Annotated in this window: 10 protein-coding genes; 7 read left to right on the top strand and 3 right to left on the bottom strand. The window is 35.4% G+C overall.

Going from position 1 to position 11,014, the window contains the following annotated elements:
- Nucleotides 1-50: 50 nt before the first annotated feature.
- The 4 genes from tilS (at nucleotide 51) to bshA (ending at nucleotide 3,744) form a co-directional block, all read left to right on the top strand.
- Complete coding sequence (gene tilS, locus FA045_RS03155; protein ID WP_136874346.1) at nucleotides 51-1,385, top strand: tRNA lysidine(34) synthetase TilS; 1,335 nt, start codon at nucleotides 51-53, stop codon at nucleotides 1,383-1,385.
- Nucleotides 1,385-1,867, top strand: a complete 483-nt coding sequence (locus FA045_RS03160) for a hypothetical protein (protein ID WP_136874348.1) — start codon at nucleotides 1,385-1,387, stop codon at nucleotides 1,865-1,867. The genes tilS and FA045_RS03160 overlap by 1 nt, the downstream gene beginning before the upstream one ends.
- A 140-nt stretch (nucleotides 1,868-2,007) precedes the next feature.
- Nucleotides 2,008-2,484, top strand: a complete 477-nt coding sequence (locus FA045_RS03165; protein ID WP_136874351.1) for a hypothetical protein — start codon at nucleotides 2,008-2,010, stop codon at nucleotides 2,482-2,484.
- Between the two features lie 120 nt (nucleotides 2,485-2,604).
- Entirely contained in the window at nucleotides 2,605-3,744 is a 1,140-nt protein-coding gene (gene bshA / locus FA045_RS03170) for an N-acetyl-alpha-D-glucosaminyl L-malate synthase BshA (RefSeq protein WP_136874354.1), read from the top strand.
- Between the two features lie 327 nt (nucleotides 3,745-4,071).
- On the opposite strand, the gene FA045_RS03175 is transcribed toward bshA, so the two are convergent.
- The 3 genes from FA045_RS03175 to FA045_RS03185 form a co-directional block, all read right to left on the bottom strand.
- Entirely contained in the window at nucleotides 4,072-5,166 is a 1,095-nt protein-coding gene (locus FA045_RS03175; protein ID WP_136874356.1) for a lactonase family protein, read from the bottom strand.
- A gap of 22 nt (nucleotides 5,167-5,188) precedes the next feature.
- Nucleotides 5,189-6,289: a lactonase family protein gene (locus FA045_RS03180; protein ID WP_225871250.1), complete on the bottom strand. Its 1,101-nt coding sequence runs from the start codon at nucleotides 6,287-6,289 to the stop codon at nucleotides 5,189-5,191.
- 104 nt (nucleotides 6,290-6,393) lie between these two features.
- The gene (locus tag FA045_RS03185; RefSeq protein WP_136874358.1) at nucleotides 6,394-7,833 is read right to left on the bottom strand and encodes a pseudouridine synthase; all 1,440 of its coding nucleotides are present in this window, start codon (nucleotides 7,831-7,833) and stop codon (nucleotides 6,394-6,396) included.
- 219 nt (nucleotides 7,834-8,052) lie between these two features.
- Between FA045_RS03185 and FA045_RS03190 the strand changes: the two genes are divergently transcribed.
- From FA045_RS03190 to FA045_RS03200, 3 genes are all read left to right on the top strand, one after another.
- Nucleotides 8,053-8,838 (top strand): lytic transglycosylase domain-containing protein, encoded by a 786-nt coding sequence (locus tag FA045_RS03190; protein WP_136874359.1) that lies wholly within the window; start codon nucleotides 8,053-8,055, stop codon nucleotides 8,836-8,838.
- Between the two features lie 172 nt (nucleotides 8,839-9,010).
- A complete protein-coding gene (locus tag FA045_RS03195; protein WP_136874362.1) occupies nucleotides 9,011-10,063 on the top strand; it encodes a ferredoxin--NADP reductase in 1,053 nt (350 codons plus the stop codon).
- A 708-nt stretch (nucleotides 10,064-10,771) separates the two neighbouring features.
- Nucleotides 10,772-11,014 (top strand): hypothetical protein (locus tag FA045_RS03200; protein ID WP_136874364.1); only part of this gene is annotated, 243 nt, incomplete at its 3' end.

Genomic DNA, 11,014 nt, shown 5'->3' on the forward strand with positions numbered 1-11,014 from the left:
TTACAAAGTTATGGTTTTGTGTAAGAATTTAAATTAAATATTTTTGAGCCATGTTACCGCTACAGCAGTTTAAAGATTATATCAAAAAAAATGCCCTTTTTTTGCCCGAGCAAAAAATAGTATTGGCAGTAAGTGGCGGTAAAGATTCTGTATTAATGGCTCAGCTATTTAAACTCTGTAACTATAACTTTAGTATTGCACATTGCAATTTTAATTTACGGGCAGATGAAGCCCAACGAGATGAAAGTTTTGTGAAATTGTTAGCCAGCACTTTTGATGTGCCTTTTTACATTACCCATTTTGATACTAAAGCTTATGCTGCTGAACATCAGATTTCTACACAAATGGCGGCTAGAGATTTGCGCTACCAATGGTTTGAGCAAGTTAGGGTAGAAGGGAATTACGATTATATTGCAGTAGCCCATCATCAAAGCGATGCTATAGAAACATTATTGCTAAACCTAATACGTGGCACCGGTATTAGTGGGATGCATGGTATTTTACCTAAAAGGGATAAAATTATCCGACCGTTGCTATTTTTATCGAGGTTACAAATTGATGAATTGGTAGAAGAAAATGATATCAACTTTGTTGAAGACAGCTCTAACGAAAGTAGTAAATATGCCCGCAATAAAATTAGGTTAAATGTAATACCGCACCTGCGGGATATAAACCCGAATTTAGAAGAAACCTTTGCCCAAAATATCATCCGCTTTGCCGAAACCGAGGAAGTTTTAACTGCATTTGTTGCGCAAAAACGCATGGAAGTGATGAGCCAAGTAAATGGCGATGTTTGCTTAAACATAGCTAAAATTAGTGCGCTTAAACCACAAAAGCTTATCGTTTTTGAGTTTTTAAAACCATATCATTTTACCAGTAAAGTCGTTGATGAGTTGCTGAACTCTTTAAATAAACAAACCGGAACCTCATTTTACAGTTCTACACATGCTGCAACCATTAACAGAGATCATGTATTAATTTCCGCTTTGCGGGATGAGCAAGAAATTGCTGTACAATTTTTACACCCAAAAGATGATTGCATAATTATTAACCGTACTAAAATCTCACTTTTTTATACAGAATCTACTTTAGTAGAAAATAATGCGCTTAAAGCATTTGTAGATTTAGATCAGTTGATTTTTCCTTTAATTATTCGTTTTTGGCAAGATGGCGATAAATTTATGCCATTAGGTATGCGAAACTTTAAAAAACTGAGCGATTTTTTTATCGATCAAAAAGTACCACTACCGCAAAAGGATAAAATTCCGTTATTAATTAATGGTAATGGCGAAATTATTTGGATTGCAGGTTTTAGAACAGACAATAGATATAAAGTAAATGCAACAACAAAAAAAGTTGCTATATTCGAACTGTCAAACTTATAATGGATCAGAAACATACTTTTATAGAGAAACAGTATATCGGGCGAGATTACATCCGCATTGCGATAAGGCTAATTATGGCCGCTTTCTGTTTTGGTGCTTATGTTTATGAACGTGACCGCGATAATACCGTAGATTTATTTTTGGTTGTTGGTTTCGGTATCATTGGGGTTTCAATTATTCTATTATTTTTAATTCAGTACAAAACCATTATCGAAAACAGAAAAGTAATTATTGATGGTTTGTGGACTGCAAAAAAGGTAGTAATCGATTTAAAAGACATTATTAAAGTTCGCAAGGCTACTTATAGTAATTTCTTATTCAATAATCCTGTTTATAATTTACATAAAAAAGGTAGTGTTCGTTTTTATTCTTCGGGTAAAGATGCTGTTGTACTAACAGATAGAGATGGTTTAGAATATTTTATTGGCACACAAAGACCAAACGAAATGTACTTGGTTATACAGGCAGAAATGAAAGCCTAATTCGCTTTTCAAACGGGATTAAATTCCCCAAAAATCAATAGCATCATTTTTCTTAAAATTATAAAACCTGCTTCTAAAGCATTTTTTTGGCTATTTTACCTCGAGGCATCGAAATTGTTTTTCATCAATAAAACAACATAATGATGAAATTACAGGTAAAAATTTATTTTATTATAGCTGTGGCGATTGTATGCGCTACGGCGGTTAAAGCGCAAACTTATGCGCCAAAAGTTACAAAAGATTCGGCAGCGGTATTAAAAGCCAGGTTAGAGTCGTTAAAAGCCAGCACAAAAGTACAAGAGTTAAAAATTAAAGAAGCAGAAGAAGAGGAAGAGGTAGAAAAACTAAGAATAAAGCTTTTAGAAGCAAATGGTAATGCAAAGGCATCAGCATCGCAAAATAACGATGTTTCTGAAAAATTAAAAACTTCAAATGTTGACGCAAAAGCATTAGAAAAAGTAGCAAAAAAGGCTAAAAATGATACGGCTGACGCTCAAAAAGCATTAGAACGTTTCAATAAACAAATAGCAAAAGTAGAAGATATTAGAACGCAAATACAAGGTGAAGAGCGGAAACTCACTTATAAAAAACCATTTATAATTTACGATTATAAATAGCAAAATGGCTGTCTGAGAGGATGGCCATTTTTGTTTTTACAGCTATCAATTTTATTACCGAGAGATAACACAAAGTACAGCTAATATCGGTTAATTTGCTTTTATAAATAACGGTATTAAATGAAAATAGGAATTGTTTGTTATCCTACCTTTGGTGGTAGCGGTGTTGTGGCAACAGAATTGGGTAAAGCACTTGCTAACCAAGGTCACCAGGTTCATTTTATTACTTATAGTCAGCCCGCCCGTTTAGATTTTTTCTCTGCAAATTTATTTTATCACGAAGTTTCGGTAAGAGATTATCCGCTTTTTGATTATGCGCCTTATGAATCTGCACTTGCCAGTAAATTAGTAGATGTAGTTCGGTTCGAAAAATTAGATATTTTACATGTACATTATGCAATTCCACATGCCTCTGCCGCTTTTATGGCTAAGCAAATATTGGCAACTTATGGCATTAACATACCGTTTGTAACCACATTACATGGTACCGATATTACTTTGGTTGGTAAAGATGCAACTTATAAACCCGTAGTAACTTTTTCAATTAACCAGAGTGATGGTGTTACAACCGTTTCGCAAGATTTAAAAGAAGATACTTACAATCATTTCGAGATTAAAAAAGAGATTAAAGTAATTCCCAATTTTATAGATTTTAATCGCTTTAGTTTACAACCCAAAGATCATTTTAAAAAAGCAATTGCCCCAAATAACGAGCGTATTTTAATTCATACCTCAAATTTTAGAAAGGTAAAACGTACGCACGATGTAATTAAGATGTTTAAAAAGGTTTTAGAAAAAATTCCTTCTAAACTTTTAATGGTAGGCGATGGGCCAGAACGTAATGCCAACGAACAATTGTGTAGAGAGCTTGGCATTAACGAGCATGTAAGGTTTTTAGGTAAACAAGATGCGGTTGAAGAAATTTTATCGGTTTCAGATTTGTTTATTATGCCATCAGAATCTGAAAGTTTTGGTTTAGCCGCACTAGAGGCAATGGCTTGTAAAGTTCCCGTAATAACATCAAACGCTGGCGGTTTACCCGAGTTAAATATCGATGATTTTTGTGGTTACATGTGCAATGTTGGCGATATAGACGACATGGCGAATAAGGCAATTACCATTTTGAGTAATGAAGAAACACTAAATTACTTCAAAGAAAACGCTTTAAAAAGGGCTCAAGATTTCGATTTAAAAAAGATTTTGCCGATGTATATTGATTATTATAAAGAGGTTTTAGAGAAATCTAAAGCTGGTGTGTAATTAGATCTGAAAAGCAGATTCAGCGTTTCATTTTAATGTTAGTCCTGCTTTTCGTTCCAATACTTTTTTTCTCAAACCTCGTAGGTTTCTAAAAACCTACGAGGTTTTAAAAAAAGTATTTCCACTACAATCAGGTTTAAATCACGCAGGTTTTTGCTTAATGCCATTGCTTTAATAGTTTCGTCATTGCGAACTGAAGAGGAGGATTTGCGTTGGAGTGAAGCAATCTATCTTGCAGGTTACACCACGCAGGGTTTTAATAGAAGGAAAGATTGCTTCGTCGCTCCGCTTCCCTTGCAATGACGATTAAACCTAATAAACTAACTACTATCTACTAAAAACCAAACAAACTGGCGTGCCAACATTAATGCGTTTACCGCTATCGCTAAGTTTTCCGGTTTTTTTATTTCTATTAAAAATCACAACATCATTTGTATATTGATGCGCTACTAACAAAAATTTCCCGCTAGGATCTATGGTAAAAAAGCGAGGGCCTTTACCTAAAGTACTTACTGTTTCAATAAGTTTTAAACTTCCGTTTTTAGCAATACTGAATATAGAAACTGTATTTGCATCGCCGCGGTTGGTTTGATAAAGAAACTTGCCATCTGTTGAAATTTGAATAGCTGCCCCATCAATTTTACCTTCAAAATTTGGTGTTGTAGTTGCTATTTGCTGCTTGAAGGTTAAATTTCCATCATGGTAATTAAAAACACTTATTTTGCCAGTAAATTCATGCGCCAAATAAACATATTTTCCATTAGGGCTAAACGTTAAATGACGTGGCCCAGAACCCGCATCTGTACTTATATTAGTTTTTAATATTAAGGGTTTTTCTGCTTTTGCATCGTAGCTGTAGGTGTATATCTTGTCTTCACCTAAATCTACTGCCAAAACATATTTTTTATCTGGTGTAAACATTACTTGGTGTGCATGTGCACTTGCCTGCCTTGGGTCTGGTCCGCTGCCAGTATGTTGTATCAATTGCTTTTCAGTATCAAGCGAGCCATCATTTTTAACTCCAAAAACATTGATACTACCACCACCATAGTTAGCTGTAATTACATTTATCCCATCGGTAATTATGTAACAAGGGTTTTGGCCTGCTGGTAATTGATTGAGCATTTTAGCTTCTGCATGGTTATTGTTAAAAGCATAAGCGGTTACAGCACTTTTATCTTTTAACATATAAGTGCTGTAAATAAATTTATTATCACTGCTTAAGGCTAAATAACCTTGGTCGGCTGGACTTTTGATAATGCTTAAAGCTTTACTCTCAGCAGTTTTGGTGTCGAAATTGTAAACGTAAATTCCTTCGCTGTTATTGGCTCTGGTAAAAGTGCCGACAATTAGTTTGTGGGTTTGCGAACTAGCACTAAAAGTAATATAGAATAAGGAAAATAAAAGAAGTAGTTTTTTCATAACTAATAGCTTTATTAAGAATTTAATCAGCAAAAACCAAACAAACAGGCGTGCCAACAGAAATTCTTTTACCGCTATCGGTAAGTTTGCCTGTTTTGCTATCGCGATTAAAAATCACCACATCATTAGTGTATTGGTGTGCTACCAGCAAATGTTTTCCGCTCGGGTCAATCGTAAAATTACGAGGGCCTTTGCCCAAAGTACTAACAGTTTCTACAAGTTTTAAAGTTCCGTTAGCTGCTAATGCGAATAAGGAAATCGTGTTTAAATCACCACGATTAGTTTGGTATAAAAACTTGCCATCGGCGGATACATGGATATCTGCAGCGTCAATTTTGCCTTTAAAATCTTTGTCAACGGTTTCAATTTGTTGTAATTCGGTTAAATTACCATCAGCATATTTATAAGCAGTTACGGTTCCAGTAAATTCATGTGTTAAATAGGCAAATTTTCCGTTCGGGCTAAATGCCAAATGCCTTGGGCCAGAGCCTGGGGTAACTTTAATTTTAGATTTAAGTGTGAGTTCTTTTTTAGCTGTTTTGGCGATACTGTAAATGTAAACATGGTCTTCGCCTAAATCATTTACAACTGCATATTTTTTATCTGGTGTTAGCTGTACTTGATGCACATGAGCACTTTGTTGTCGTGCTGCGTTAACGCTTTTACCTGTATGTTGTATAACTTGTTTAGTAGCTAAGAATTTTCCATCAGCAGCGGCTGTCAAAGAAACTACACTTCCGCCAGAATAATTAGCCACTAAAATTTGATTTCCGTTAGTTGTAATAAAACACGGATCTGCACCTTCTGATGATATTTTATCGATAAAGTTTAAGCTTCCACTTTGTGTGTTAAACCCAAATGAACTTATGGTGCTATTTTTACTATCCTCATTAACTGCATAAATAAATTTTTTATCCTTACTTACCGTCAAATAACTAGGGTTTGTGCTTTTAGTAGTGCTTTTTAATTGAGTTGCTGCGGTTTGGCTATCGTATTTGTAAACATAAATGCCTTCGCTATTGCCCTTGTTGGTATAGGTGCCAATAATAAGGTTGTAATTTTGAGCTTTAGCTTGCAGCATTATAAATATAGCGGTTAATAAAATCAGGAGTTTTTTCATCATTAATTTATTTAACGCAAAATACGCAAAGAATGTTTCGCAAAGAAAGGATAGACAGTTTTAGAATCAAAAAAGTCGCTTTTTTTATGAGCGACTTTATTTAAGTTTTATTTAATTAGATGTTTAATCTGGATCAATTCATGTTCTTCCAAAAATCTCCATCTGCCACGCGGTAAATCTTTTTTGGTTAAGTTACCATAAACTACACGATCTAGTTTAACTACGTCGTAACCTAAATGTTCAAAAATTCTACGTACAATTCTGTTTTTACCACTATGAATTTGTATGCCGATTTCTTTTTTACTTGCACCAGCTACGTAAGAGATATTGTCTGGTTTAATTAAGCCATCTTCTAGTTCTAAACCAACCTGTATTTTATTAAAATCACCCTGTGATAAGTTTTTACTTAACTCTACATGATAAATTTTGGTTATACCATTTTTAGGATGTGATAATTTATCAGCTAAATCACCATCATTGGTCATTAAAATTAAACCAGTAGTGTTTCTGTCTAATCGGCCTACAGGGTAAATGCGTTCGCGACTAGCTTTTTCTACCAATTGCATTACGGTTTTACGCTCCTGCGGATCGTCTGTTGTAGTAATATAATCTTTTGGCTTGTTTAATAAAACGTAAACTTTCTTTTCGCGTTTTAGTAACTCGCCATTGTAACGAACTTCATCTTTGTAAGGATCTACCTTATGACCAAGTTCGGTAACAGGCACATTGTTTACAGAAACAACACCAGCTTCAATTAATTCATCCGCCTTGCGACGAGAACAAATACCTGAATTTGCGATGTAGCGATTTAAACGAATTAAGCCATCATCTTTAGGTTCTGCAACTTTTCTTGATCTAGTTGCAGGAGCTACTCTTTCACCACGATCTTCTTTGCCTTTGTAACCGCCTTCATCGCGTTTTCTGTATGGGCGGCTATCTGTACTTCTAGAGGCGCCACCTTTTTTATCAGCAAATTTTGATTTATCGCCGTCGGTAATATAATTGTCTTTTTTAACATAGCTACGTTTTTCCGAAGAATCATCTCTTGAGCTACCTTCTTTAAAAGCTCGTGGTTTGTAATTAGAATTACCGCTTTCTTTTTTCTCCCAAGGTTTAAAACCGCCTTTACTATCGGTTTTAGGTTTGTAAGCTCTTGGTTCATCACCTTCGGCACGAGGCTTAAAATCTCTTGCGCCGGTTGGTTTAGCTCCATATGGTTTGCTATCGCCGTCTCTTACTGTTCTTGGTTTGTAATCTCTTGATGAATTGTCTCTATCGGTGCGAGGTTTGAAATCTTTTCCTGCTGATGTTCTTGGAGTATATGGCTTAGAGTCGCCATCGCGAGTTGTTCTCGGTTTGTAAGCCGGTTTGTCGCCTGTTGCAAAACTAGTTTTGCGTTTGTCTTTGTCGTCTTTGTCCGAAAAATCCTTTCCGTCTTTGTCACTATATTTTCCTTTGGGTTTATCGGTTCCTGTAGTTCTTCTACTTTTGCCGTCGCCCGCCTTGGACTTGTCATCGCGACTGTTCCTGTTATTGTTCTTTATCATGATACGCTTTTACTCGCATAAAATATGCGGATGCAAATTTAGGTAAATTCTATCAATCTATTTAGTAAAATTTAGCCTAAAATGAGGTTTTAAAAATCTTAGTTTAAAGTAGTTTAAAGCTCGATTTTAGCACAAAGTTTCGCAACTACTTGATAATTAGATAAATGAATTGTATCTTTGCCGCACCAAAAATAATTGTTCACAAAAAAAAGGAGGAAGATGCTAAAGAAACACATCATTCCATGTACGGTAATTTTATCATTACTGGTTATGGCGCAAGTGTTTGCTTACACACTACCAAAAGTAAAAACAACAACAACAACCCCTACAAAAAAAGACAATCCCACCCCTATAGTTACTAAATCCGAAGAGCCGGAATTTACTTTAGCTCAGTTAGCGTTTGCAGAAGAAACATTGCCAATAGGTGATGATCGGGTAAGCAACAAAATGATGCGAGTTTTAGCTTCATTTTCTTACCGTAATGTGCAAACCAATCGTTTACACCGCAAAGCAGCAGAATGGTTTCCTATTGTAGAACCAATTTTAGCAGCTTATGGTATACCAAACGATTTTAAATATATGCCCTTAGTTGAGTCTGGATTAAGAGGCGGTACCTCTCCAAAAGGTGCGTCTGGTTATTGGCAATTTATGCCAGGTACGGCTCGCATGTATGGTTTAAAGGTAAATAGCAAAGTAGATGAGCGTAAAAACCTAAAAAAATCTACTATCGCGGCAGCCAAATACATTAAAGAATTGTATGGTATCTTTAATAATTGGGCATTAGTTGCGGCGGCTTATAACGTTGGCGATGGCCACATGAAAAAGCAAATCAACAGACAAAATCAAGATAATTATTTCAAAATGAAATTGAACCGTGAAACAGGGGGATATGTTTACAAACTCATTTCGATGAAAGAAATTATGGAAAATCCTGTACGCAATGGTTACAAAACTCAGAAAGCTTTAATTGCTTATACTGAAAACCAGAGCAGCACGGTAGAATAAAAAGTTGTTTTTAAAAGAGTAAGCAAAAGCCATTCGCATCTAGCGGATGGCTTTTTTTGTTGCTTTGTTATCCAGATCCGCCGCGGCGGAGAAGGATCTCTCTAGATAAATCGTTTGTAAGGAGATTCTTCGTTGCACTCAGAATGACAAATCAAATTACTATTTTAGCCCCATGTCATTGCAAAAAATCCGCGTAATAGCTGTAATTAAACAACCTACAGAAGTTATCAAAATTGAATTTGAAACTTTAAATGGCGAAAAGCTCAACTACAAAGCTGGGCAGTTTATTACTTTAGTATTTAATGTAAATGGAAAAGAGCTAAGGCGTTCTTATTCATTTTGCAGTTCGCCACATGTTGATGAACCAATTGCTATTGCCGTTAAGTTGGTAGAAAACGGTGAAATTTCTAGATTTATGCACCACCAGCTTGCGGTTGGAGATATTGTAGAAATTGCTGAACCCAATGGTTTGTTTGTTTATGATGATGAAAAAAAAATTGAACGAACCGTATTTCTTTTTGGGGCAGGAGTTGGTATCACGCCTTTATTTTCTATTTTAAAATCTGCATTGTTAGCAGAAACCAATTCTAAAATTATACTGATTTACAGCAGTCGCTCGGCTGATGATACTTTATTTTTAACTGAAATTGCAAATTGGCAAGTTACTTATCCCGATAGGTTAAAAGTGATAAACTTATTTAGTAATTCTAAAAATTTAATGCGTGCCAGATTAAATGGTTTTTTGATCAACCAGTTGGTTAAAGAAAACTTACAATTTAATAAAGAAAATGCACTTTTTTACATCTGTGGACCTTATGATTATATGGATGTTTGTCGCATTACTTTATTGGGTGCAGGTTTTAAAACAGATCAGGTTAAAAAGGAAGTTTTTGTAATGCCAGAAGATGAGGTTGATGAAGATGATGCTACGGAAAAAGTAGTAGATAAAAATACTTATTCGGTTGTGTTGCATTTTAAAGGTAACGTACATCACTTATCTGTGCCTTGGCCTAAAAGGGTTTTAGAGGTTGCTTTATCTAATAAAATTGATCTGCCTTATAGTTGTAGTGGTGGCGTTTGCAGCACTTGTACAGCAACTTGTATTAGTGGTGGTGTGAGAATGGATTACAATGAAGTTTTAACAGATGACGAAGTGGCTAAAGGAAGAATTTTGGTTTGTACAGGGCATCCAACGGAGAATGGAACTACGATTAGTTGGGAATAACTGTTTTGTCATTCCTAGGAACAGCTTGTCCCGACTTTTCGGGAAGGAATCTCATTGTGAAATCTCATCTAAGAGATTCTTCACTGCGTTCAGAATGACAAAGCGTGCTAAAATAGCTCATTAATGATTGCATTGATAAGAATGTCATCCTGAGCTTGTCGAAGGAAATTGTATGGTCTTCGACAAGCTCAGACTGACAAAACTAATACTACAACCTTCTCTTAGGCAAAGGCATAAATTATATTATCGGTTGGTGAGACACCATTAGTGTTCGGAAGTTTAAAAATTAAACACATAGGCACATAGTTAATATAGGAAAAAATGCGCTAGCCTATGTTTTCAATGTCTTATTATGGTTAGAAAATTAAACGGAGGATTAAATTATCCCAGCGGGATAATATCTGTATAGCAAATGCAAGGCATTCATTCGACCCCAGCTGGGGTCGCACACCATAATTGCACATTAGCTATAGATATAAGACCTCTCTGAGGTCTAAAAGTGACTTCTAATAAATCTTAATTGCACTCGTAGTCCGTGTTTTTATCAATTTTTCTAAACCTCTATATAATAAATAATCATTAAAAATTTGTTCCGAAAAGTTATGGTGTCTCACCTCCGAAATTTGGCTATTGAATGAACAATGGTGTCATCCTTGTAGAAGTCAGATATTTCGGTAACAGAATCAAAATTTTTAAATTGATTCTGTTATGGCAATAAACACAAATGATTTTACTGTAGAACGGAAGTACCTACAGACCTATCGGATGATGATCCGGGAGTATGAGTTGGTAAAGCAAAAATCGCATCCTGTATATCGTTTTGTAGAGGAACTTTACAAAGCCTGGGGTACCAACCGGAAGAGTTTTTTGAAATATTATAACCGTTTTAAGCAGAGCGGCGAAGATCTAGACCTGTTACCTCGAAAGCGAGGTCCAAAATACCGTACCAGG

The sequence above is a fragment of the Pedobacter cryotolerans genome (assembly GCF_005116475.1).
GTDB classification, from domain to species: Bacteria; Bacteroidota; Bacteroidia; order Sphingobacteriales; family Sphingobacteriaceae; genus Pedobacter; species Pedobacter cryotolerans.

Bases quoted from the DNA above. Each gene is read 5' to 3' on its own strand.
- tilS (WP_136874346.1), top strand. From the start codon at position 51: ATGTTACCGCTACAGCAGTTTAAAGATTATATCAAAAAAAATGCCCTT.
- FA045_RS03160 (WP_136874348.1), top strand. From the start codon at position 1,385: ATGGATCAGAAACATACTTTTATAGAGAAACAGTATATCGGGCGAGAT.
- FA045_RS03165 (WP_136874351.1), top strand. From the start codon at position 2,008: ATGATGAAATTACAGGTAAAAATTTATTTTATTATAGCTGTGGCGATT.
- bshA (WP_136874354.1), top strand. From the start codon at position 2,605: ATGAAAATAGGAATTGTTTGTTATCCTACCTTTGGTGGTAGCGGTGTT.
- FA045_RS03175 (WP_136874356.1), bottom strand. From the start codon at position 5,166: ATGAAAAAACTACTTCTTTTATTTTCCTTATTCTATATTACTTTTAGT.
- FA045_RS03180 (WP_225871250.1), bottom strand. From the start codon at position 6,289: ATGATGAAAAAACTCCTGATTTTATTAACCGCTATATTTATAATGCTG.
- FA045_RS03185 (WP_136874358.1), bottom strand. From the start codon at position 7,833: ATGATAAAGAACAATAACAGGAACAGTCGCGATGACAAGTCCAAGGCG.
- FA045_RS03190 (WP_136874359.1), top strand. From the start codon at position 8,053: ATGCTAAAGAAACACATCATTCCATGTACGGTAATTTTATCATTACTG.
- FA045_RS03195 (WP_136874362.1), top strand. From the start codon at position 9,011: ATGTCATTGCAAAAAATCCGCGTAATAGCTGTAATTAAACAACCTACA.